Raw genomic sequence first — 24,261 nt, forward strand, 5'->3', positions numbered from 1 at the left:
AATGAAACGAGCTGTAGCGATTATTCCCTTGGTACTGGCAGTGATTGTCGGCGGATTTTTCTTGTGGGGCCTGAATCCCAATCGTGACCCAAGCGAGATTCCTTCGGTTCTCATTTCTCAGCCAGCTCCCTCGTTCAATCTCGGGCCGGTGCCGGGTCTTGATGTACAGGGACTGTCTCGGGAAAACCTGCTCGGAAACCCAACGCCAGTCGTCGTCAATGTCTTCGCTTCCTGGTGCGTTCCCTGTCGTGCCGAACACGCGGTTCTGAGCGCTTTGGTTGAGCGCGATGGCGTGCGTTTGTTCGGGATCAACTACAAGGATCAACCCGCAGACGCGGTCAATTGGCTTCGAAATCTCGGGAACCCGTACGAACGTATTGGCTCGGATCTGTCAGGTCGTGCCGGGATCGAGTGGGGGATTTCGGGTGTGCCCGAGACATTCATTGTCGGAGGCGATGGAACGGTGCTCTACCGATACGTCGGCCCGATCGTCGGTGAAGAGGCTGTATCAGCCTTTCGCCAAGCTCTCCGACAAGCGGGTGTGTTAGAGGAGAGGAGCTGACATGCGTAGTTTCTTCCTTGTGTTGGCACTCATCATGCCAATGTCTGCGCAGGCTGTTGAGCCCGACGAAATCCTCTCCGATCCAATCCTCGAGGCTCGGGCACGGGAGGTTTCCAGGCAGCTTCGCTGCGTAGTTTGCCAAAATCAGGATATTGACAGCTCGAACGCCGGCGTTGCGCGCGACCTACGACTTTTGGTCCGGGAACGGTTGGTTGCGGGTGACACGAACGAAGATGCAATTGCTTTCATCCAAGCGAGATACGGCGACTACGTTCTACTGAAGCCTCCGTTTAAACCCGAGACCTACGCTCTCTGGTTTACCCCCCCACTCCTTGGGCTCTTGGCTCTGGGGATCGGTGGCGGCATCCTGATGGGCTCTCGAAAAAGAAAAAAAATCGCAGACCTGAGCGATGACGAGGAGGCCGAGGTCGCACGCATTTTCACTTCATCCAGCGAAGGGGACCACCGATGATATGGATTGCAATGGCAGTCCTCGCCTTGACTGCCTCAGGGATTGTTGCGGCTTCGGCGTGGAAGCCTGCCTTGGTGCAAGGTCCGGCCGAAGACAGGACTCTCGCAGTTTTGAAGGACCAGTTGTCTGAAGTCGATCGGGATGCTGAACGCGGCCTGCTTTCAGTCGCAGAGGCGCATGCGGCGCGACAGGAAATCAAGCGGCGGGTTCTCTCCGTGGGGAGAGTAAAAAACACCGGGGAATCCAGCGGCGGCGGCAGGGTCATACTCATGGCTGCTGCGGTCTTTGTGCCGCTGTTCGCGGCGGGGTATTACAGTTTTGCTGGAGCGCCAAACCTATCCAGCATCGCTTTCGAGGATCGCCAGGCAGAGGTCGCGCAAAATCGTGAAATCGAAGCGTTGGCGCAGAAGCTATTGCAGCGGTTGCAGGCGGATTCAGAAGGCGGAGCCTTGGAGGGCTGGATGCTCCTTGGACAGACCTTCATGAAATTGGGCCGCGCTTCGGATGCCGCATCGGCCTACGAGCGTGCAACACAATCCATGAATGCCGATTCTGCTGTGTTTTCGATCTATGCGGAAGCTCTCATCGTTTCCGAACAGGGGATCGTGACACCCCAAGCGAAGCGGGCCATTGCAAGAGCACTTGAGCTCGATCCGACCAATCCTGCTGGAACTTTTTACGATGCTGTCGGGCTTGCGCAAGCGGGTGCGAATGAGCAGGCCTACAATCGTCTTCTCACGCGATTGGACGAAGTGGATGGGTTCGCACCCTGGATGGAAACATTTGTCGCGGAAGCAAACCGGATAGGTGCGGCACTAGGCCGAGCGCCTATCAGTTTGTCGGATTATGCTCCAGTAATGTCAGGCAATTCGCCCGGCCCCACTGCTGCAGATGTCGAAGCGGCCAGCCAGATGGATGATGTCGATCGAGATGCATTTATCCGATCCATGGTGGAACGTTTGGCAACACGCCTTGAGGCTGAACCAGACGATATCGATGGATGGATGCGTCTTGGCAGGGCCTACAGGGTGCTCGGCGAAACTGACCTCGCCTTGAACGCGTACAGTCGAGCCAAAGAGCTATTGGTGCCCGTTTCCTCCGAAGACCCGCGCCAAAGTGTCATTTTGCAGTCCTTGGAAGAACTCCAGTCGGGCCAATAGCCCGCGGAAGCTTCACTCGCGATGAACAAACCATGAGAGAGCACGAACGGCGTATGTGCACGATCCGACCTCACCCGAATGACTAGAAAGAATGTCCATGCCTTTGTCCGCACTTCCGTTCCCAAATATCGGGCCGGATATATTTTCGGTTGAGATCGGCACGTTTACGTTGACTCTCCGCTGGTATGCGTTGGCCTATATCATCGGCCTTCTCGTCGGCTGGAGAATTTGTGTTGCCACGGTCAAACGCGCCGCTCTGTGGCCTGCATCGGGCGCCCCGCTAACACCGCGCCAAATTGAGGATCTTTTGACCTGGATTATCATCGGGGTGATCGTTGGCGGGCGGTTAGGGTTCGTGATGTTCTATCAGCGCGGGTTCTATCTTGCCAATCCGTTAGAAATTCTGAAGGTCTGGCAAGGGGGAATGTCATTTCATGGTGGGTTTGCTGGAGTAACCATTGCCGCGCTTGTTTATGGCATCCGTCAGCGTATGCCGCTCCTGAGCATGGCTGACCTTCTCGCTCTGGCAACGCCTCCGGGCTTGTTCTTGGGCCGGATCGCAAATTTCATAAACAATGAACTATGGGGCCGCCCATCGGACATGCCCTGGGCCGTCATATTTCCCGGTGACGCAGCGCAATCATGCCCGGGAATAACCGACATTTGCGCACGGCATCCTTCGCAACTGTACGAAGCCCTTTTGGAAGGCCTGTTGCTTGGCTTCGCTCTCCTATTCCTTGCGTGGCGGCGCGGATGGCTTAGGACACCAGGGGCAATTTGCGGGCTCTTCCTGGCCGGATATGGTTTTGCGAGAAGTTTTGTAGAGTTGTTTCGCCAGCCCGACGCTCAATTCGCAGACGTGAACAATCCGATTGGGTATGTTGTGCAGTTTGGTGACTGGGGGCTTACGATGGGGCAAGTCCTTTCCTTGCCGATGTTAGCCGCGGGATTTGGATTACTTTGGCTGGCGCAGAAGCGGTCCGCCATAGGATCGGCATCTTAGGGCGCAAATGAAACTTTCGACGCATTGCCTTATTCTACTGCGATATCCCCTGACGCTTCAGTCGTGATCCTCCTCACCCATTTGGTGCATCATTTCTTCAATCTTTTCGGGGATGTCGCCGGCAGAGAATGCCTTCTGTTCTTCGGAATCGTGAACGAACGCGATGATATCGGCAAGCTCCTGACCTGTGAATTCAATTTGCCCGCCGAGCTCATCCTCTTGGGCAGCGACCATCGCCGGCGCGCCGCGCCACATTCGGGCGGCAAATTCAAACGGGTTCATTGGCAGGTCCATATACGCTGCATCAAGGGCGGGGGCATCCTCGCCTCCGACCCCGTTGATAGAATGACAAACGACACAGCCTTTCGAGGCGAACAGCGCACGCCCCTTGGCTGCATCCATGTTTGGCAGGAACAGTCCGGAGCTCATCATCTGACTCATCGCCCCATTATCTGTCATATGCCCGCTGTCTTGGGCGCCGACTGGCAGCCCCCACACCACAGCAATGGCTAAGATCATCTGTCTGGAAATGTAGGTCATTTTGGTCTCCTTGGTTTGCAGGTGATTGTCTGAACGCTGTTGCCCCTTCTCCGGCGATGGATTGTACCCAATACTGTTTATTGAACGGTCTGATGGACCTCGCGATCGTTCTTGTTTCCCCTCAAATCTGCGCGCGCCGTAGCCGAAGGGAGTTTAGGACGACCGAGATTGAGGAAGCGCTCATGGCAAAGGCCGCAAACATCGGACTGATCAAGATCCCGAGGAATGGGAACAAGATCCCCGCAGCGACGGGCACGCCCGCAGTGTTGTAGATCAGAGCAAAGAACAGGTTCTGGCGTATGTTCCGCATGGTCGCGCGGGCGAGTTTGCGCGCACGCACGATACCGTCGAGGTTCCCTTTGACGAGCGTGAACCCTGCGCTCTCAATGGCCACATCGGCGCCGGTGCCCATGGCAATCCCGACATCGGCCTGAGCCAGGGCAGGTGCATCGTTGACACCGTCGCCGGCCATGGCAACCTTGTGCCCCTTGGCCTGAAGTTCCTTGATGATCTTCGCTTTGTCTTCCGGCATCACATCGGCGCGGATCTCGTCGATGCCTAGACTGGACGCGACGGCCCTAGCGGTACGCTCATTGTCTCCCGTCGCCATGATAATACGGAACCCAAGTGCGTGCAGTTCCTTCAGGGCGGCCGGTGTGGTCGCCTTTACCGGGTCTGCGACGCTGACAAGACCGGCAACGTCATTCTCGACGACGACAAACATAACCGTTTCGCCATTATCCCGACGGGCATCCGCCTTGTCCCGAAGCTCTGCTGCATCAAGTCCGAGGTCAGTCAGGAGTTTCACGTTGCCGAGCGCCACTACCCGCCCGTCCACCGTGCCTTTGACGCCCTTGCCGGTGACCGCCTCGAAGGCGTCGGCTTTTGCCAGGTCGACGCCACGCTCTTCAGCACCGCGTACGATGGCTTCCGCGAGAGGATGCTCGGAGCCGCGTTCCAGCGATGCGGCAAGCCGAAGCACTTCTACCTCATCGTGACCCGGTTCAGGGTAGACGCCGACAAGTTTCGGCTTGCCTTCCGTCAGCGTGCCGGTCTTGTCGACGATCAGGGTATCGACCTTCTCGAACCGTTCCAGTGCCTCTGCATTCCTGATCAGGACACCCGCCTGCGCGCCGCGCCCCGTCGCCGTCATGATAGACATCGGTGTCGCAAGGCCGAGGGCACAGGGACAAGCGATGATGAGAACGGCAACGGCCGCAATAAGAGCATAGGAAAGGGCCGGGACCGGGCCCCAAATGGCCCAGCCAATGAAGGCCAGCACGGCGATGCCAATAACTGCAGGCACGAAATATCCGGAGACCTTGTCGGCGTATTTCTGGATCGGCGCGCGAGACCGCTGCGCATTGGCCACCATCTCGACGATTTGGCTCAGCATCGTGTCGGCGCCGACGCGCGTCGCCTCCATGATCAGGCTGCCGGTTCCGTTGATCGTGGCGCCCGTTACAGGGTCTCCTCCGACCTTTTCTACCGGTACCGGCTCGCCCGTGATCATGCTTTCGTCAACTGAGGACCTGCCTTCGACGACCATACCATCGACCGGCACCTTGTCACCGGGTCGCACACGTAGTCGGTCGCCGACCTGGACCTGTTCCAATGGAACCTCTTCCTCGCTTCCGTCGTCGCGGATAATACGTGCCGTCTTGGCGGCCATATCCAGAAGAGCACGGATCGCCTTGCCAGTGCCTTCGCGAGCGCGCAGCTCCATCACCTGTCCCACAAGGACCAGCGTGACGATCACAGCCGCCGCCTCGAAATAGACGCCGACATGCCCTTCGGCATCCCGGAACCCATCGGGGAATATGCCCGGTGCCAGGACGGCGATGATGCTGAACAGCCATGCGGCGCTTACACCCATGGCAATGAGACTGAACATATTGAGGTTCCTTGTCCGGAACGAGTTCCAGCCACGAACAAGGAAAGGCCAGCCGGACCAAAAGACAACGGGTGTCCCGAGCGCGAGTTCGACCCAGAGGGTGACGCGTTCACCGAATATCTCGCGCACCCCGCTCAGGCCAAGATAGGGGCCCATGGTCAGCACAAGGAGCGGTACGGTCAAAATGGCCCCCACCCAGAAACGACGGCTGAAGTCCACAAGCTCCGGGTTCGGGCCTTCCGCTTCCATGGCGGCCGATTCCAGTTCCAGCCCCATACCGCAGATCGGACAAGACCCGGGATGCGTCTGGCGCACCTGAGGGTGCATCGGACAGGTATAAACCGGGCCAGTGTAGTCGTTGGGAACCGAGTCCAAGTGGTTTGGCTCCACCGCGTCGCCCGTGTGCTGATGATGGGCGTGGTGTTGCGAGGGCTCGCCCTCCGGCACCAGATGCATCTGGCATTTCGGGCAATCTCCCGGTTCGGCGCGGCGTACCTCGGGGTGCATCGGGCAAGTGAAGACCGTGCCCGCGTAGCCAGAAGGAACTTGATCGTCAGATCCGTTGGCATGTTCGTGATGGTTGTTCATTCGGGGATCCTTTCCCGTATTTCTAGCTCATTGCCTCAAACCTAATTCTTCCAGTAACTGGAAGGTCAAGTGGCGCATTGAGCAACTTTCATTTCTGTCGCTAACAGCTCGCCGACGCAGACTGCGTTCGTTGAGTGTGGAATCGTATCGGTACTGACGATCCGCGCGGCACCGGCATGGCGGATTGCTTCCTCTGCGCCGTGTGCGAAAACCGCGTGGATAATTACGCAAGTCGCAGGTCGGGCACCGGCCTGCTCGAGTTGTTCGAGCGTTCGGATCAGCGTGTGTCCGGACGAGGCGATATCATCGAGGATCACGGGTGTCCCCTGTCGGAAAACGGCGCTGCCCGGCAGGCTGATCTCGACCTGCCGATCCCCGGAGCGATGTTTTGTCAGCACTTCGTAGGGGCGTCCGGCGAGCCTGGCGACTTCAGCCACCCATTGCTGGCTTTCGCTGTCAGGCCCAAGGAGCACGGCCTCTGGAACGTTCGCCGCAATCCAGTCGGCCAGCAGAGGGGCTGTGGCGACACGATATGCGGGAATGCGGAACAGCGCTGAAAGGCTCGGGTTGCGATGCAGATGGGGGTCAGCGGTCATCACCCAGTCGAAACATTCATCGAGAAATCCCGCGAAGATCGGGGCGCTCACAGCTTCGCGTGGATGAAACCGCTTGTCCTGGCGCATGTAGCCAAGATAGGGCGCGACCAGCCCCACACGCGCGGCCCCAAGTTCGCGCGCCGTCAGAGCTGCGAAACGCAGAGGCAACGCCAGCCGATCAGGATCGCGCAACGTGGCGAGGAAGGCGATTTCGCGTCCTGCAGGATCGCCGCCGAGCTTCACGAGGGTTTCACCATCGGGAAAATGGTGCAAGTCCACCGGCTGGATTTCGGCACCGGATGTCGCCGCCATTCTGCGCGCCAATGGCTCCATGCCGGGAAAGGGGGCGATAATGGTCATCAGTTTGCCTCCTCAATTGTGCAAAGTCCCAATTGCGCCTCGGCATAGGAGCGGGCGTATTCCAGTTCTCCCAGCGTTTCGGCGTGGATCTCGAACAGCGGCTTGCCAAATTCGATATGGTCACCGATCTGGACCAGAAGGCGCAGCCCTGCGAGCTGCTGCCGCGGTGCGCCGGCGAGTTTCGCTGTGCGCGCGATGCGGCGATTGTCAATCGCAATGAGGCGCCCCGCCGTGCGGGAGGTGATCACCGCATGATAACGCGCCTCACCGGGCTCAGTGAAACCGCCTTGTGCATCGCAAATCGCAATGAACTTCGCCTCGGCAGCGCCGCTGTCGAGCAGCTGTGCGGCCACCTTTCGCCCGCCCGCGCCGCCCGTCTCGGGGACAAGGTCCAGCAGCGCTCCAGCGATGTCGAGTGCACGGTCGCGCAGGTCGACAGGGAAGTTCTCGTTGCGGCGTAGCACGGCAAGGACATCTTGGGCTTCAAGTGCGGGTCCAATTCCGCGTCCGACAGGTGCAGTCCCGTCGCTTTGATGGATCGAGAGCGTCAGGCCGATGGCCTTGCCAACGGCGCGGAGCCGCTCTGCCAGCGCAGCGGCGGTTTCCGCCGAGCGGACCTTGGCCGTTGGTCCGACGGGCACATCGATCAGCACGCGCTTCGCACCGACCGCAGCCTTCTTCGACAAGACGCTCGCCACCAGCTGTCCGTCGCTGTCGAAATCGAGTGGCCGTTCAATCCGGATCAGAACATCGTCCGCAGGGCTGAGAGCGAGGTTGCCCCCCCAAACGATGCACCCGCCCTCAGCCTCGACGACGCGTCTCAACGCGGGGATGTCGAGCGAGACGGGAGCCATGACCTCCATCGTGTCGGCCGTGCCTGCGGGGGAAGTGATCGCGCGAGAAGAGGTCTTGGGGATCATCAGCCCCGCCGCCGCGATGATCGAAACGATGATCGGCGTGGTGCGGTTTCCTGGAAGCCCCCCGACGCAATGCTTGTCGTAGATCTCGGCGCCGCCCCAATCCAGCGTTTCGCCCGCCGCCTGCATGGATCGGGTCAGTGCGATGGTTTCCGCAATCGAAAGCCGGTCGCCCGCGCAGGCGGTGATGAAGGCTGCCAGATCGAGATCGGAGAGACGATGATCGAGGACGTCACGAATGATTGCGTCGAACCTTTGCTGCTCAAGGGTTTCTCCATAGACCTTGGCGCGGATCGCTGAGACGGAGTCCGGTGGCTCCGGGTGCGTAAAACTTGCCCGGTCCCCCGGTTGGGGCTTCAGGGCGGCCCAGGCTTCTTCCGACAAGGCGGCAGTGTCGTCGGGCAGCCAGTCGCCATTGGTCAACACGTTCAGCGTGGCAATCACCGACCTGTCGCCGAGCGTGACCTCGATCCGGGTCAGGGCTGCGAAGCCTTCGGCGCGGCAGACGTGGCAGTCTTCGCGCATGAAGACAACGGGTTGCCGGTAAGTGTCGATCCCCGCGCGGGACAGGGCGAGCGTATTGTCGATTTCTGTCATTTTGGATTGTCCAGCCGGATCGTTTCGAGGTGTTCGGGGGCGCGGGCAGGCCAGCCGAGTTCATGTTCGATCCGCCAGCGCAGCCGGTCCGAGGCAGAAGGTTCGCCGTGAGTCACATAGGTCATGCGCGGCGCGCGATCCGACGCGCGCATCCAGGCCAGCAACTCTTCGGCATCGGCATGTCCGGAAAAGGCTTCGAGCTGGATCACCTCTGCCCTGATCGGGAAATCTCGACCGAACATGCGCAGACTGTCCGCGCCAGCGGCCAGTGCCGCCCCGCGGGTACCGCCAGCCTGAAAGCCCGACAGCAGGATTGCGTTGCGCGGGTCGCCGCCGAAGCTGGCGAGGTGATGCAGGATCCGCCCGCCGGTCAACATGCCGCTCGCCGAAATGATGATCATCGGGCCATGCTGCGTGTTCAGCTTCTTCGACTCCTCGACCGAAGTGACCCGCTTGGCGATCTGGAACATCGCAAGGCAATCCTCCCAGGCAACGTGATGTTCTTCGTGATGGCCGTGGTAGATTTCGGTCGCGTCGATCGCCATTGGCGAGTTGAGATAAACCGGCACATATGGGATCTCGCCGCGGTTTTGCAGGCGTGCAATGTGATACATAAGCCCCTGCGCGCGCCCAACCGCGAATGAGGGGATGAGAACCGTACCGCCCCGCCCGAAAACACGTTTCAGGATTGGCAGAAGCTCTTCCTCCGCGTCGATGGCTGCGTGATGGCGATTGCCATAGGTGGATTCACAAACCAACACGTCCGCACCTGAGAACGGTTGTGGTGGTCGCATCAGTGCGTCGTTCTGTCGGCCGAGGTCGCCACTGAAGTGCATTGTCCTTCCTGGCAGTCTGATACGGATCTGCGCCGCACCGAGCAAATGGCCCGCCGGGATGAACTCTGCGGATATTCCGTCACCAACATCGACTGTGCTGTTGAAGGGAACTCTGTGCAAATGCTCAAGCGCCGCCTGAGCATCTTTCAACGTGTAGAGCGGCTTGGGGTTCTTGTGCTTGGAGTATCGGTGCCTTTTGGCAAAACGTGCCTCCTCTTCCTGGATATGGCCGCTGTCCGGCAGGATCAGGCCGCAGAGTTCCTCCGTCGCTTCGGTACACATCACCTTCCCTCGATACCCGCCGCGGATCAGCGCAGGCAGATAGCCTGAATGATCGAGATGCGCGTGCGTCAGAAGTACGGTGTCAATGGTGGTGGGGCGTACCGGAAACGCCTTGCGGTTGCGGTCCCGCAGCGATTTGAAGCCTTGAAACAAGCCACAATCAACTAGAATGCGGCGATCCCCGGTTTCAATCAGATAGCGCGATCCGGTTACTGTTCCGGCGGCTCCCAGAAAACGAAGTGTTGGGCGAGTGTCCTGTGCCATGATCCTGTGCCTTTCATTCCCATCGGCAGCCCTTCAGGGAAGCGCCACCATCTGATGTCCTTCTCCTTCGACAGAAACTGTTTCACGCGTTTGCAGTGAGCTGGTATCGATGAGCCAAACCACGGGCTCTGCACGGCTTGAGACATAAAGGATGTCGGAGCCTGGAATTACCGTCAGGTGGTAGGGTTCTGGTGCAAGCGTGGCTGTGCGCACTTCCCCGGTAGCGAGTGCAACTGAGGCGAGTTTGTCCTCTCCCCTACCCGCGACGAACAAAGTTGCCCCATCATTTGACAGCCCCAGTCCATGAATCTCGCCGCCAATTTCGAAGGTCCGCAGCTTTTCACCGGTACTCAAAGACAGTTCCAGAACCTGACCTGCGTCCGCGTCTGCGACAAAGAGTCGATCAGTTTCGGGCGAAACCGCCATATGTTCCGGGGTGTCACCTGCAATGAAGTTGCGACGAACGATACCCCGCGACAGATCTACTTCGCTGATCGTTCCGTTACCGGTGTTGGAGACGTAGACGAGATTTGGATCAGTTCCGAACGCTGCATAGTTCGGCATCGATCCAGTCGGGACAAATGCCGTCATGCCGAAAGTCGCCAAGTCAATCACCGATATTCCGTCACCTGCCGGATGGGTCGCAACGGCAAAGCGTCCATCAGGGGAAACTGCCGTATGATGTACGGCACCCGGCACCTCTATCCGGCGGAGGATATCGCCACTTTTTGCGTCCAGAATCGAGAGAAGACTGATCCCGGCATCCGGTGGCCCCATTGGCGCGGCCTTTGGTGCGTGGTGCGCGGCGTGATCGTCTGCAGACACGGTGGAGGGCTTTTCTAGCGACGCGACATCCTCGCGCGGGATCTCCGAATAGCTGCCGGCGACCAGATACGGCACGCCGGGTGCGCCTGCGAGACCGTGGACCGCCTCGACATCATTGATCCGACGCAGGACTTTTCCAGTCTCCGCCTGAACCATCAGGACTGAATTGGCGCTGCCCTCTGGAATGAAGACCGTAGGCGGAGCGGCCAAAGCTGGTGCTGACACGAACAAAGTGGCGAGCGTATAGGCGATGCGGGACGACATGTTCATTTTTGGAACCTTTATCTGGTCGAGATCATGCGGTGGCCGTGGCGAGGGCAGAAAACCGGCGGATCCACGGTTGATAGGAGCGAATGAAGTGAGGAGCGCGGTCAGGTAGAATCCGGACATCCAGACTACGAGCCTGTCGAAAAACCTAAGCGTCACGATTGGCGTAAAAGCCGAAAGGGAGGCGCTTCGCTACCTCGCTGACTGGAATGCTCAGAAGAGAATGGGGACGTGTATGAATTCGTCATCGGCGAAAGACGCCGATTGCCGCCACGACATTACCATTCGCGTGCTACGGTTCGAAACTACTGCGCTGACAAGCCCGTTAGGGATCAGAGCAGCGGCGCAACCGGGATGAATTCCGCAATCCGCGTCCAGAATAACGTGGACGGAGGAATTTGCGTCGGTGACCTGAACAATCTGCGTCTCTAACCCGGCAGGCTCGCCCTCATGCGCATGCAAACCATCGGCAATGAGACCGAAAAACAAGGCTCCGATCAATATCAGGACGAAGCTGACGCGAATACGCGACACTCTTCTGACATCGATATGTGGCCTTGATCGCATGATTTGAGTCCTTCCTAGGTGATTATAACACGCTATCCAGATGGTGTGGTTGATCTAAATCAGGGCGTTAAATGCTGCCTGACTCGGCGTCCTTGATGCGCAGCTTAGGCGAAATTACTCAGTCGGCACTTTGCTCCAAAGTGTTTCCAAATCTGGAAACCTTCACATCGTCCTCGATGAGCGTTGCTTGAGCGGCCCCCGGACGCGCCGCGTGCAGAGCAGCAAGAACATCCTGAGTCGACAATATTTCAGATAGGATAATTCCTTCGGGAGCAGACGGCCCATAAACCGCGTTGAATGGAATGCCGTAACGGTTGTTGGTCTCCAAAAAACGGGTGATCGCGTCATCTGGGCGGGTCCAGTCGGCCAGCATCGGCGTGACACCAGAGCTGTTCAATGCCGAAAGAACCGGGTCGCGTTCAAGAACGAGCGCCTTGTTGGCTTTGCAGGTCAAACACCAATCGGCGGTTACATCGACAAAAACGACCTCTCCGCGTGATACTCGACGGGCAATATCGCCGCGGTCAAATGTGACCCAGGCAATTTTTCCTGCTTGGGCATCGGGTGCGGCGGGTGTTGCCAAGAATGGCGCGGCCGCGACCGCGAGTGCCGCCAGCGCCAGCCCAAAGGGCCAGCGAAGAGATCTTGGCACCCAGGGCGATGCCGCTATGAAGAGCATAACCGCACCGAGAGATGCAACTGTTAGGGCCGCGCGCGATCCAGCAACGCCGAGCAGGACATAGAACAGCCATGCCGCGGTACCCATCAGGAGGATGCCAAGGCCGGCTTTCAAGGCGATCATCCAGCGGCCGGGCTTGGGCACGAACCGAACAACGTTCGGCACGATGGCCACCAACAGATATGGGCTGGCCAGACCTAACCCGAGAAAGGTGAAAACGACAGCGATGTCTATCACCCGCCCCGCAAGTGCGAATGCGATAGCTGTTCCAAGAAACGGCGCGGAGCAGGGAGTAGCCATGACCGCCCCGAAAAATCCGGTGGCAAAATCCGCTCCATACCCGGCCGTACCTCCTGCTTTCATCAACCGCGTTGTCAGGGCGGCAGGCAAAGAGAATTCGAACAGTCCAAACAGGTTTGCGGTGAACAGACCAAGGATCAGGAGCATCAGAACCAGGAACGTTGGGCTCTGGAACTGGAGCCCCCAACCGACGGCAACGCCAATCTTTTGCAATGCGAAGAGAACAGCCGCGAGTGCCCACATAAAGACCATGACTCCGGCGGCGGCGGCCAAGAAGCCTGCCCTGACTTGGGCATTGCCGCGTCCTTCGGATTTCAGGGCAGAAGATAACTTGATCGACAGAACAGGAAGCACGCAAGGCATGGCGTTCAGGATCAAGCCCCCAAGAAAAGCGATGATGGCGATCCAGATCACTTGATCAATGCCGGGGACCACCCGATCAATACTGAAAGGGGGAGTTGGGGCGGTTGTTGCCCGATCTGGCGTGACGGTGAGGGCGTGATCCGGCCCGTCCGTCACGGTTACCCGTGGCGGCGCGTCTGTATCTGCCATGTAGGCAAGAATTGGGAATTCAGCCCAAAGCGTTCGCCCGCTTGCCCCAAGGCGAATGTCGGGCTTCCCCAACGTGTTGCCATCACCAATTTCAGGAAAGACGTCCGGGGTTTTGAAGGCAGTCGTGGCAGCTATTTCTATCGTTAGGCGGGTGAAATCATCGTTTATATGGGATGTGGCGGCGGTCACGCCTGCCGCTCCTCCTTCCGCCGGAACGCGTGCGAGAAATGCCCCGATACGATTAGCCGAGACTTGATCGATTGAGTTCCCCTGAGGCAACGAAAGTGCCAAGTCAAAATCCTGGGGGACACAAACTGCTGAGCAGGTCAAGAGCTTGACGTTTGCTCTGAGTTCGACAGGTTCCCCAGGATCCTTCAGGGTGATCTGAAGTGGAAAGACAACCTCATCATGATAGCCGAAGTTTTCGATGCCAAAGGCAGTGAACCGCTCGGGCGCAGGCCATAGGAAATCAACGCCCGCGACATTCGTCGACCCGCTCCAGTCGATCTGTGGCGGAATGCCAACCTCGCCAGGCGAACGCCAATAGGTTTTCCATCCGTCAGCAAGGTTCAGATCCAGACCGGCGGAGAGCGTTTGAGCTTCGGCGGAAACGGCATCCTCGGCGGAGATCAGCCGCGCTTCCACCGCAGTGACCTTGTGGGCGACTGATACCTCGGCCGTTGCAGCAAAGGGGATCAAGAGCCAGAACATTGCGGCAGCGAGGGTACCGCAGAAAGCAAGACGGATTGGCGAGCGCCAGATGGTCATCGCACTATCTCCAGGCTTTGAACTTGAGTGGCAACAAAGCCTGATCGGCCGTTTACACAATCCAACTGGCCCACACCGTTGGAGATAGGCCCTGCCAGACGACATCCATTGGGCAGCTCCAGCTCTGGTGACTTTGTCGACAAAGTTGGCGGCGGGTTTGTCGGGCACAGGACTGGTCCGCCGGAACAAGCGCTCACGAAAATCGCTCCCAAGAAGACAGTCGCCAGCCGCGCTCTTGTTCTCATTTCGACTTACCGCCGGACGGCGCTGTCGGTCATATCTTCAATCAGCACTGGCTGGGGGGCGGTCTTCTTGTGCTTGTCGCTTCCATGGCATGAACGCCCCATCATCTTGTGCATCACAAAATGGGCGCCAACGCAGAGCACCAGAGGCGCAAAGACGGTAGCGTTTGCCCAAAGGCCTGCGACGGTGCCTCCGCCAATCAGGAAAGCTGCGATGGGTAGAAGCATGACAGCACAGCAAGCCATCATGCCCCAGTGCATCAACTTTCCGTGGCGATTGCCACCTGACTCGCTATCCTCTTGCATGGAATCCACCTCTGATTTTGGTCAACGTATCCTGTTTAGCTTGATCTCCCGCTGGAAGGTCAAGGATACACTTCGATACAAATCTTGCGGCCTGTTGCGGTTGAGATTCAGCCCCATCTGAGCAATGCCTGTCTCGTCCAATTGAGTAACCAAGGACGAACAAATGGCAGAGAGACCGAGTTTGAACAGGCGGAGCCTGATTGCAATTTCAGGCGCATTCTTGATGACCCCCCACACTCTCCGGGCGGAAGAGGCTGGTGTGGTAAGACGCAATATCTCGTCGTTCGTTCTCCACAATTGGCGTGATCACTTTGACCGTCTCGGGAAGGGCATCATCATTTCGGATACTGTCACAAAGGTGCTCCAACACTGGACAGAAGATGAAGAGATGCGGATTTACCCGACCTCTGTTCCCTTGACTGATGAATTGACGAAGCGCGGGTATACAGAAGTTGTCGAGAAACGGGAAAATCCAGGTTGGGCGCCGACCCCTTCAATGCGTGAACGCAACCCGGAATGGCCAGCCTATGTGCCTGGAGGAGATCCCTCCAATCCTTTGGGAACGCGTGCGCTCTATCTGTCGTGGCAATACTACAGGATCCACGGAACTCAAGACACGCGGAAAATCGGGCGTAGATCATCAAACGGCTGCATCGGCCTTTACAACGAACATATAGAAGAGGTCTTCGACCGCACGCCGGTCGGGACGCAGGTTAAGTTGATCTGAACGGATCACATGCAGGAGAGTAAAACACTATGAATTTCTGGGGATGGTTCGTTGGCGGGTTCTTCGTGCTCGGCCTTGGAGCGGTCGGTTGGCAGGCGTTGCAGCCGGCCCCGGCGCAGACTGCTCAAGGACACTCAATGGTTCCGCCGGACACGAGCGGCATACCTCAGGGCGCGCCCATTGCCAATGTACTCCTTCCAGCTGAATTCTCTCCGCAAGCCCAAATGGGGCAACGCGCGTTCGAGGCAAAATGCGCCAGCTGTCATGGTGAAAATGCCGCAGGCCAGAATGGGGTCGCTCCTCCGCTTGTTCACAAAATCTACGAGCCGAACCACCATTCGGATGCCGCGTTCCTGAATGCGGCGCAAAACGGCGTCCAATCTCATCACTGGAATTTTGGCAATATGCCTCGCGTTGAAGGCCTCACCCAAGGTGATGTGAAGATGATTGCGGGATACGTGCGCGAACTGCAGCGCGCGAACGGGATCAACTGACTTTGGTCGCCAGGCTGAACATATTCCGTAGCGCGATCCAGATTCTCCTGTTGGTCTCGATCGCGTTATTTGTCGTCCTCCCGGCGGGATCTCTCGATGCAATTGGCCATGAAACGGTCGCTGCCAAAGTTTCCGAACGAAGTGCGCAAAAACATCAGACCTCTCATGAGGAAGATGCAGATAATCTTCTCCCCGGGCATTGCGATCCGGGGCCGGACTGCTCGAAAAATATGGTAATTGTCATTTTATCAGCTCCGAGAGCTTCGACCAACTTGTCGCAATTGCCTCGCGAACATCCAGATCAGAGCTTTTCTAACCGGAATGTCCTAAGGGACACCCCGCCTCCCAAACACCTATCCTGACCTAGGGGCAACCACGCCTCATCAAATTAAATCTATCAAGCATGGAAATACAGGATACGGAACGATGAAAAGCAAACTGATGATCGGCCTCTTGGCTGGAACGACAATGGCCGCAGCTGCATTTGCACATGGTGGCGCGGAAGGTGTCGTCAAAGAACGCATGGACGGCATGATGGCCATGGGGCAATCGGTCAAAGAACTGGCTCCGATGATGCGTGGTGAAATCACCTATGATGCTGAAGCTGTTCGTACGGGAGCACGCGTCTTTGTCGAACATAGCGAAGGCATGACCGAATTGTTTCCCGAAGGGTCTGCTGGGAAACCGTCCGAAGCAAAGTCCGAGATCTGGTCGGATTGGGAAGAATTCAGTGCGCTCGCAGAGCAGCTCAAGGTGGTTAGCGAAGGTCTTGCCGAGGCCGCCGACAACGGGCTTATGGCGTCAGGTGCGGGAATGGATGCAGGCTCCATGATGGGCACGCAATCCCCCGGAAGCATGATGGGAGCTTCGTCCATGATGGGAACTTCGTCAGGAAGCCCGATGATGGACTATGCCTCGATGCCCGCAGATGGGGCATTCAACATGGTGACCCAGACATGTTCGGCATGTCACGCGAAATTCCGCTACGAGGCGAAGTAAAGATGTGCCGGATGAAAAAACTGGTCTTTGCTGCAGGGGCGCTTTGCGCCCTTGTGGTCGGCGGCCTTGTGATCTGGCCGATTGGCAAGGTGCCCGCGTCGATCACGCAAACGGGTGATGTCCAGCGCGGCGCCTATTTGGCTCGCGTATCCGGGTGCATTTCATGCCACACCAATTCAGAGGCTGGCGGCGCCGCACTCGCAGGCGGCGCGGGGCTGGCGACAGATTTTGGCACGTTTTTTCCGCCCAATCTGACGACAGACAAAGAGAACGGCATCGGGGGGTGGACGGTTGAGCAGTTCGCCAAGGCGGTTCGCCAGGGCATTAGTCCTAGCGGAGAGCCGTATTATCCCGCTTTTTCCTATCCGTTCTATGCGGATTTCACGGATCAGGACATTGCCGACCTTTGGGCAGCTTTCCAGACCGTGCCACCAGTCGCCGAGGCAGCGCTTGAGCATGATGTCAAGTTTCCTTTCGATCAGAGATGGGGCCTGAAGCTATGGCGGGCGGCCTATCTCTACGATCCACCCACGGAACCCATTGACGAGAAAAACGCACAATGGAACCGCGGTCGCGAGCTGGTTCGAGGTGCAGCACATTGCGGTGCTTGCCACACGCCACGCAATATCGGAGGCGGGCGCCTGCTTGACGCGGTTTTTGCTGGAAATGAGGCATTGCCAGGGGGGAGCAAGGCGCCTTCGATCACGCCGAACTCTCTGGCGGAACGCGGCTGGACCGTTTCCAACCTCGCCTATGCGTTGCGTACTGGCGTGACGCCGTCAGGCGACGCTTTCGGCGGCAGCATGGTGGAGGTCGTGCAGGGCAATACGCGCTTTTTGTCCCCCGATGATCTGGAAGCGATGGCCGTGTACTTGCTTGATGGTGACGAACCTCGAGCCGACCGGGTCGCTCAGGGCGAGGGCGCCGCTGCTAATAAAGACATGTGACTGCAATAGAGACAATGTGTGAGCCAAAACTGGCTCGCACAACAAACGAGAACGAAATGACACACACCAGAAGAGCATTCATTCAATCGGGGTTGGCAATGAGTGCGTTGAGCTTCTTCCCCAAGGCCGGATCTGCAGCCACCCCTGAATTTCAGGTGATGACAGCGCAAAGTGGCGCCGTACAACTCGCCCCTCCGGACTACCCCAAGACGGAGATTTGGGGCTATGACGGAAAGTTTCCTGGCCCCGTGATCCGTGTTCGGCAGGGCGCGCGTCTTCAACGTCGGCTCGTCAACAAGTTGCCGCAGGCGACGTCCCTGCACTGGCATGGCGTGCGGATATCAAATGCGATGGACGGCGTGGCCGGGCTCACCCAAGATGCCATCCCCACAGGCGAAACCTTCGACTACGATTTTGCCGTTCCAGATGCAGGAACTTTTTGGTTTCACGCGCATAATCGCTCCGTCGAACAGGTCGCTCGTGGGCTCTACGGAGCGTTGATCGTCGAAGAACCGATAGCCCCGGATGTTGATCGCGATGAAGTCCTTATTCTTGACGATTGGCTCCTCAACCCGGAGACCGCACAACTCGACCCAGATTTTGAAGCCGTTCATGATCGTAGCCATGCAGGCCGACGTGGCAACTTTGTCGCCACCAACGGAAGCTTCAATTCTACGCTCAACGTGAGCCAGGGTGAGCGGATGCGGCTTCGGTTGATCAACGCGGCAAATGCCAGGATCTTTGTTTTGGGCCTGTCAGGTCTAAAGGGGTGGGTGATGGCGTTCGACGGAATGCCACTGGTGACGCCGAGTGAGATCAGCGAACCGATCATCCTTGGGCCGGGCCAACGAGCGGATTTGTTTGTCGACGTCATTGCGGATGAAGGGGAAAGTGCTCATCTGGTGCGGCTTGAAGACGGCCAGGGATTTGCCCAAACCGAGTTTCGCGTGACCGGCACTTTGGCCTCCGCTGTGCGGGATGTCCCCCAAGTTCTGCCACCGAACCCTAATATGGATGTGCCGGGACTGGAGCAGGCGAGACGCATCAGGCTCAACATGGAAGGCGGGGCAATGGGCAACCTTGACGCAGCCATACTTGAGGGTGAGCGAAAAACGTTCCGCCAACTGGTCGACGCGAACCAGTTCTGGGCTTTCAATGGTACCGTGGGCATGACCGAGAAGCCACTGGCTAGCCTGTCACGCGGTGAAACAGCGCGAGTGGAGATCTACAACGATACATCCTTCCCCCACGCCATGCATTTGCACGGGATGCATTTCCGGGAGGTGCTGGAGGGCGGTGAAGTTGGTCCCCTGCAGGATACCTTGCTGATGTTCGGTGGCGAGACTCGCGAGATCGCCTTCGTTGCCGACAATCCGGGAAAGTGGCTGTTTCACTGTCACATGCTCTCGCACGCGGCATCCGGCATGATGACGTGGCTGGAGGTCGCATGAGATCAGCTTACCTGGCGGTAATTTCATCCATTGGCCTGATTGGGCTAGGTGCAACCTGGTGGTTCAGCGGCAATGCCTCCCAGGGTTCTTCCCCGTTTGACGACGTCAATATCGAACTGGGGCAAGCTCTCTATTCTGAAAACTGTGCGTCCTGCCATGGCGCCAATCTCGAAGGGCAACCAGACTGGCGAAGCCCTGGTTCAGATGGCCGCCTGCCCGCGCCGCCGCATGATCGCAACGGTCATACCTGGCACCATAGTGACCAGATTTTGTTCTCCTACACCAAGCTCGGGGGGGCGGAACTGATGCGACAACAGGGCTCAGATTTCGACAGTGGCATGCCGGGCTTCGCCGGCAAACTCACAGATCAGGAAATTTGGAACATTCTCGGCTTCATTAAGTCGACCTGGCCAGAGCGAGAGCGCAATGCTCAGGCCGCACGCACAGCAGCAGAACAAGAGGGATAATGGACATGATTTTCAGAAATTTGATGCTCGTATCGTCATTTGCCTTACTTCCAATGGCAGTGCAGGCCGCAGACCTGGACGAAGCGCGGGTCAAGGAACTTGTATATGAGGCTATCCGCGAGAATCCGCAAATCATCATGGAAGCAGTCGAAATACTTCAACGTCAGGACGCCGAAGCCCAGGCACAAGCGCAGGCAACCGTCTTGCGCGATCAGCGACAATTGCTCGAGCAAGACCCGAATGCACCGGTTCTCGGCAATCCCGATGGGGATGTGACCGTTATCGAATTTTTCGATTACAACTGCCCATATTGTCGCCGCGCTATGCCGGAAGTTCTGGCACTGCTGGAGGCTGACCCCAATGTGCGTCTGGTCTATCGCGAATGGCCAATTCTCGGGGACGGATCCGTGTTTGCAACCAAAGCTGCACTCGCATCGCGGCTGCAAGGCAAGTATGAGGCATTCCACTGGGCCCTAATGGGTATGAACGGCCGGGCGGAAGAAGCAAGCGTTCTCAGGATAGCACAAGAGGTCGGTCTCGACATCGAACGCCTTCAAACTGACATGGAGCGCCCCGAAATTGAAGAGCATATCGCGACCTCGATGCGGTTGACGCAGTCGCTCGGCTTCAGTGGCACGCCTTCATTTGTGATCGGCGACAATCTGGTTCCAGGCTTCGTGGAAAGCGATAAGCTCACGGAACTGGTCGACAACGTGCGGGCGTCGGCAAACTAGCACTCTGCGGTGGGTTCTGACATCACGCCCGATGAGCAATGATGCAGGCGAATGAGTCGGAGCCCCTACAGACCAAAAGACCTAGGCACGGCCTACCACTGAAAGAGGCGGCGAGAAGATGACTTACCTTTGGTATCTTATTGCTGCCTTTGCCGAGATCGCTGGATGTTTTGCTTTCTGGGCATGGTTGCGGCTCGATCGTTCGCCGCTTTTGGTCGGGCCAGGTCTGGTAAGTTTGGCACTCTTCGCATGGCTTTTGACGCGCGCAGAAAGCGAAATGGCCGGTCGGGCATATGCAGCTTACGGGGGCGTCTACATAGCGGCGTCCATGATCTGGATGTGGCTAGTGGAGGGGAGCCGACCGGACCGCTGGGACATTGCAGGCATTCTTCTTTGCCTCCTAGGCAGTGCTCTCATCCTGTTGCCTTCGCGCTCATGATCTGCGGAACCTCAGAAAACCAGGCAAATCCGTCGCTAGAAATCGCTAGGTCATCGCACCCGTCACGACGGGTGCGATGACCCATAGATTAGGCAGTCACGGTATTTTCGTACCCAGCTTCACGAAGCAGGGCCGTCAGCCGTTCTGTTGACAGTGCACCTTCAACAGAAACCGTGCGGGCCGGAATGTCGCAAGATACGCTCGCATTTGCGTCAGCTGCCTTGATCGCCTTTTCGATCGTACTGGTGCAATGACCACAACTCATGTCGGGAACGTTGAATTTCATGTCGATGTCTCCTCTGTGACAGCTTGTTCAGTGCAGATGGGGCTTCCAGTGGGGGGAAGGTCAAGGGTCTCCGTAGATTTTTAAAGCGAAGCCAGGAAAGTTCAAATTGGGTATTGACCTTCCAGTCACTGGAACTCCTATTTGGGGTGTCAAATGGGATTCCAGGAGACTGAAATGACAGATCAATCCAAAGTGACACTCTCGATTGAAGGAATGTCTTGCGCCTCATGCGTAGGGCGCGTGGATCGGGGCCTAGCCGCGTTGAGGGGAATATCCGATGTCTCGGTGAACCTCGCGAACGAGACTGCGCGTTTCAGCGTGGATGGTTCGTCCCACCTGCAAGATGCGGTCCAAGCCCTGAAAGATCTCGGGTATCCAGCGCGAACGGCATCCGTGACGCTGAACATCGCGTCCATGTCATGTGCTTCTTGTGTCGGGCGCGTCGATAAGGCACTTGCCTCGGTTCCCGGCGTGTTGGAGGTCAACGTTAATCTTGCGGCGGAAAATGCGCGCATCACATATCTTGAGGGCATGACCGACCCTGTGGCCCTCATCCGTGCATCCGAGCAAGCCGGATATCCAGCCAGCGTGGCCGAGGCCACGGCAACACAGGATCGCACTTCGCGAAAAGAAGAGGAAGCGCGCGGGTTGGCACGCCGGGTGGCACTGGCCGCAGCACTCGCTTTGCCGGTTTTCCTGATGGAAATGGGCGGGCACCTGATCCCGGCCGTGCATATGGCGATCAACAATACCATAGGACAGCAGGCCAGCTGGTTGATCCAGTTCATCCTCACAACGGCTGTGCTCATTGGGCCCGGCCGACAGTTCTATCTGAAAGGGTTTCCGGCCTTGCTGAAAGGTGCTCCAGACATGAACAGTCTGGTCGCCGTCGGCACAGGCGCAGCTTATCTTTATTCAGTTGTCGCAACGTTCTTCCCGTCGCTGATGCCCGAGGCCGTCCGCGCTGTCTACTTCGAGGCCGCCGCGGTCATCGTGGTCCTGATCCTGATCGGGCGCTGGCTCGAAGCGCGAGCGAAAGGGCGAACAGGGGCTGCAATCGAGAAGCTGCTCGGCCTACAGGCTCGTACGGCGCGTATTTTGCGTGACGGCGATGCGGTCGAGGTCGAGATCGATGCCTTGCGCACCGGAGATCTGATTGTTGTGCGCCCCGGAGAACGACTCGCCGTGGACGGTGAGGTTGTGGACGGCGAAAGCCATGTCGATGAAAGCATGATCACCGGGGAACCCGTGCCGGTCGGCAAGTCGGCTGGTGATCCTGTCACGGGCGGTACGGTCAATGGCGCGGGCAGTCTGACCTATAAAGCAACGCGTGTTGGTGCGGATACCACGTTGTCCCAAATCATCCGCATGGTCGAAGATGCGCAGGGCGCCAAGCTCCCCATTCAAGGGTTGGTGGATCGGATCACGCTTTGGTTCGTCCCCGCTGTGATGACCCTCGCCGCCTTGACGATCCTTGTCTGGCTAATATTCGGCCCTGATCCCGCCCTCACCTATGCGCTGGTCGCGGGTGTCTCAGTTCTCATCATTGCTTGTCCCTGCGCGATGGGACTGGCGACGCCGACGTCGATCATGGTCGGGACCGGTCGCGCTGCTGAAATGGGCGTGTTGTTCCGCAAGGGGGATGCTCTGCAAGCATTGGGGGACGTCAAGGTTGTCGCTCTGGACAAGACCGGCACCGTCACCGCCGGACGTCCCGCGCTGACCGACCTTGTGCTGGCGGAAGGAGCCGAGCGCTGCACCGTTCTTGCGGCAGTCGCATCGGTCGAAGCCAGATCAGAACACCCGATCGCCGAAGCTATCGTGCGCGGCGCGCAGGCGGAAAACATCAGACTGTCGGAACCGAGCGCGTTTACTTCGATTACAGGGTATGGCGTGCGCGCCATCGTTGACGGGGCCGAGGTTGTTGTCGGAGCTGACCGAATGATGCAGCGCGAAGGGATCGATCTTGGTGAACTCGCAGAGGCTGAAACTATGCTCGCACGGCAAGGTCGCACCGCACTCTTCGCCGCAATCAATGGCAAGGCGGTGGCTGCGATTGGCGTCGCCGATCCGGTCAAACCCTCGAGCCGAGCCGCGATTGCCGCACTGCACAGTCTGGGTTTGAAGGTGGCAATGATTACCGGCGACAAACGCGAAACGGCAGAAGCAATTGCCGAAGAGACTGGTATCGACCACGTGATCGCGGGGGTCTTGCCCGACGGCAAGGTGGCGGCACTGGAAAATCTGCGCCAGCAGGGCACATTGGCCTTTGTTGGCGATGGCATCAACGATGCACCCGCGCTCGCCCACGCGGATGTTGGCATCGCCATCGGCACTGGCACGGATGTGGCGATCGAAAGCGCAGATGTCGTATTGATGTCCGGTGATCTTCGCGGCGTTGTGAACGCTTTCGAGATCTCGCGACACACCATGCGAAACATCAAACAGAACCTTGGTTGGGCCTTTGGTTACAATGTGGCTTTGATACCCTTGGCCGCCGGAGCGCTTTATCCGAGTTTCGCCGTGCTGCTGTCACCGGTCGTCGCTGCCGGTGCGATGGCACTTAGCTCGGTCTTTGTCTTGACGAACGCCTTGCGGCTGCGGCGCGTAAGACCGGCGATGGACGAGCGCCAAGAGTCTGGGCGGGTGGAGGACTTCGCCCCCGTCCCGGCCGAGTGAGAGGAGGCAGAAATGAACATTGGTGATGTTGCCGAGCGGTCAGGAGTGCCGGCCAAGACCATTCGCTACTATGAGGATATCGGTCTAGTAACACCTTTGCGCGCTGCAAACGGGTATCGAAGCTTCAGAGAGATCGATTTTCATAAGCTGGCATTCATCGGACGAGCGCGAGCCTTGGGATTTACAATCGAAGACTGCCGTACGCTTTTGGCGCTCTATAACGATGACAATCGAGAAAGTGCGCAGGTAAAGGCCGTCGCAGAGGAGCACCTGCGCCAGATTGATGAAAAGATCTCTAAACTCATGTCGATGAAAGAAACTCTTTCGTCTCTCGTGCACCAGTGTGCTGGCGATCACCGACCGGATTGTCCAATTCTTGCGGATCTTTCTGTCGTAGACGACGCAACTTTCTCATGATCTCCGACGACGAATGAAATCGCGCGCCCTGCGAGACAGGGCGC

General features: G+C 58.1%; 23 protein-coding genes. 14 read left to right on the forward strand and 9 right to left on the reverse strand.

The features are described 5' to 3' along the window. The first annotated feature begins 1 nt into the window (after position 1). From DL1_RS16335 to lgt, 4 genes are all read left to right on the forward strand, one after another. Positions 2-562, forward strand: a complete 561-nt coding sequence (locus DL1_RS16335; protein WP_038068298.1) for a DsbE family thiol:disulfide interchange protein — start codon at positions 2-4, stop codon at positions 560-562. Position 563: 1 nt separating this feature from the next. Further along, positions 564-1,034 carry a cytochrome c-type biogenesis protein gene (locus DL1_RS16340; protein WP_028095417.1) on the forward strand — a complete coding sequence of 157 codons (471 nt, stop codon included), beginning with the start codon at positions 564-566 and terminating at the stop codon, positions 1,032-1,034. Continuing rightward, a complete protein-coding gene (gene ccmI, locus DL1_RS16345; protein WP_038068299.1) occupies positions 1,031-2,194 on the forward strand; it encodes a c-type cytochrome biogenesis protein CcmI in 1,164 nt (387 codons plus the stop codon). Before DL1_RS16340 ends, ccmI begins: the two co-directional genes overlap by 4 nt. A 97-nt stretch (positions 2,195-2,291) precedes the next feature. After that, complete coding sequence (gene lgt / locus DL1_RS16350) at positions 2,292-3,197, forward strand: prolipoprotein diacylglyceryl transferase (protein WP_028095401.1); 906 nt, start codon at positions 2,292-2,294, stop codon at positions 3,195-3,197. Between the two features lie 57 nt (positions 3,198-3,254). On the opposite strand, the gene DL1_RS16355 is transcribed toward lgt, so the two are convergent. From DL1_RS16355 to DL1_RS16395, 8 genes are all read right to left on the reverse strand, one after another. Continuing rightward, positions 3,255-3,737 carry a c-type cytochrome gene (locus tag DL1_RS16355; RefSeq protein ID WP_028095400.1) on the reverse strand — a complete coding sequence of 161 codons (483 nt, stop codon included), beginning with the start codon at positions 3,735-3,737 and terminating at the stop codon, positions 3,255-3,257. A 121-nt stretch (positions 3,738-3,858) separates the two neighbouring features. Further along, positions 3,859-6,219, reverse strand: a complete 2,361-nt coding sequence (locus DL1_RS16360) for a copper-transporting P-type ATPase (RefSeq protein ID WP_009573624.1) — start codon at positions 6,217-6,219, stop codon at positions 3,859-3,861. Between the two features lie 65 nt (positions 6,220-6,284). Further along, entirely contained in the window at positions 6,285-7,127 is an 843-nt protein-coding gene (locus DL1_RS16365; RefSeq protein WP_245739664.1) for a ribose-phosphate diphosphokinase, read from the reverse strand. 47 nt (positions 7,128-7,174) lie between these two features. Further along, a complete protein-coding gene (locus DL1_RS16370) occupies positions 7,175-8,689 on the reverse strand; it encodes a thymidine phosphorylase family protein (RefSeq protein WP_009573626.1) in 1,515 nt (504 codons plus the stop codon). After that, positions 8,686-10,071: an MBL fold metallo-hydrolase RNA specificity domain-containing protein gene (locus DL1_RS16375; protein WP_038068300.1), complete on the reverse strand. Its 1,386-nt coding sequence runs from the start codon at positions 10,069-10,071 to the stop codon at positions 8,686-8,688. The genes DL1_RS16370 and DL1_RS16375 overlap by 4 nt, the downstream gene beginning before the upstream one ends. 33 nt (positions 10,072-10,104) lie before the next feature. Further along, positions 10,105-11,286 (reverse strand): YncE family protein, encoded by a 1,182-nt coding sequence (locus DL1_RS16380; protein WP_229861855.1) that lies wholly within the window; start codon positions 11,284-11,286, stop codon positions 10,105-10,107. Between the two features lie 562 nt (positions 11,287-11,848). Continuing rightward, a complete protein-coding gene (locus DL1_RS16390) occupies positions 11,849-14,029 on the reverse strand; it encodes a protein-disulfide reductase DsbD family protein (RefSeq protein ID WP_009573630.1) in 2,181 nt (726 codons plus the stop codon). Between the two features lie 251 nt (positions 14,030-14,280). Further along, entirely contained in the window at positions 14,281-14,577 is a 297-nt protein-coding gene (locus DL1_RS16395; RefSeq protein WP_009573635.1) for a DUF2933 domain-containing protein, read from the reverse strand. A gap of 163 nt (positions 14,578-14,740) precedes the next feature. Here DL1_RS16395 and DL1_RS16400 point away from each other — a divergent pair, with 163 nt between their 5' ends. The 8 genes from DL1_RS16400 (at position 14,741) to DL1_RS16435 (ending at position 20,835) form a co-directional block, all read left to right on the forward strand. Beyond that, entirely contained in the window at positions 14,741-15,304 is a 564-nt protein-coding gene (locus DL1_RS16400) for a L,D-transpeptidase (RefSeq protein WP_009573636.1), read from the forward strand. 29 nt (positions 15,305-15,333) lie between these two features. Then, positions 15,334-15,798 (forward strand): c-type cytochrome, encoded by a 465-nt coding sequence (locus DL1_RS16405; protein ID WP_038068301.1) that lies wholly within the window; start codon positions 15,334-15,336, stop codon positions 15,796-15,798. 426 nt (positions 15,799-16,224) lie between these two features. After that, entirely contained in the window at positions 16,225-16,797 is a 573-nt protein-coding gene (locus tag DL1_RS16410) for a c-type cytochrome (protein ID WP_009573638.1), read from the forward strand. A gap of 11 nt (positions 16,798-16,808) precedes the next feature. After that, a complete protein-coding gene (locus tag DL1_RS16415; protein ID WP_009573639.1) occupies positions 16,809-17,744 on the forward strand; it encodes a c-type cytochrome in 936 nt (311 codons plus the stop codon). A 56-nt stretch (positions 17,745-17,800) separates the two neighbouring features. After that, entirely contained in the window at positions 17,801-19,195 is a 1,395-nt protein-coding gene (locus DL1_RS16420; protein ID WP_038068302.1) for a multicopper oxidase family protein, read from the forward strand. Beyond that, positions 19,192-19,662, forward strand: a complete 471-nt coding sequence (locus DL1_RS16425) for a c-type cytochrome (RefSeq protein ID WP_009573641.1) — start codon at positions 19,192-19,194, stop codon at positions 19,660-19,662. Before DL1_RS16420 ends, DL1_RS16425 begins: the two co-directional genes overlap by 4 nt. A gap of 5 nt (positions 19,663-19,667) precedes the next feature. Further along, positions 19,668-20,396 carry a DsbA family protein gene (locus DL1_RS16430; RefSeq protein ID WP_028095397.1) on the forward strand — a complete coding sequence of 243 codons (729 nt, stop codon included), beginning with the start codon at positions 19,668-19,670 and terminating at the stop codon, positions 20,394-20,396. Between the two features lie 118 nt (positions 20,397-20,514). Continuing rightward, on the forward strand, positions 20,515-20,835 hold the full coding sequence (locus DL1_RS16435; protein WP_009573643.1) for a YnfA family protein: 321 nt from the start codon (positions 20,515-20,517) through the stop codon (positions 20,833-20,835). 88 nt (positions 20,836-20,923) lie between these two features. Here the strand turns inward: DL1_RS16435 and DL1_RS21305 are convergent, their stop codons facing one another. After that, a complete protein-coding gene (locus DL1_RS21305; protein ID WP_009573644.1) occupies positions 20,924-21,121 on the reverse strand; it encodes a heavy-metal-associated domain-containing protein in 198 nt (65 codons plus the stop codon). 174 nt (positions 21,122-21,295) lie between these two features. Here DL1_RS21305 and DL1_RS16440 point away from each other — a divergent pair, with 174 nt between their 5' ends. Then, complete coding sequence (locus DL1_RS16440) at positions 21,296-23,800, forward strand: heavy metal translocating P-type ATPase (RefSeq protein WP_038068303.1); 2,505 nt, start codon at positions 21,296-21,298, stop codon at positions 23,798-23,800. A 12-nt stretch (positions 23,801-23,812) separates the two neighbouring features. Further along, on the forward strand, positions 23,813-24,217 hold the full coding sequence (cueR, locus tag DL1_RS16445; RefSeq protein WP_038068304.1) for a Cu(I)-responsive transcriptional regulator: 405 nt from the start codon (positions 23,813-23,815) through the stop codon (positions 24,215-24,217). Positions 24,218-24,261 lie beyond the last annotated feature (44 nt).

The organism is Thioclava dalianensis (assembly GCF_000715505.1).
GTDB classification, from domain to species: domain Bacteria; phylum Pseudomonadota; class Alphaproteobacteria; order Rhodobacterales; family Rhodobacteraceae; genus Thioclava; species Thioclava dalianensis.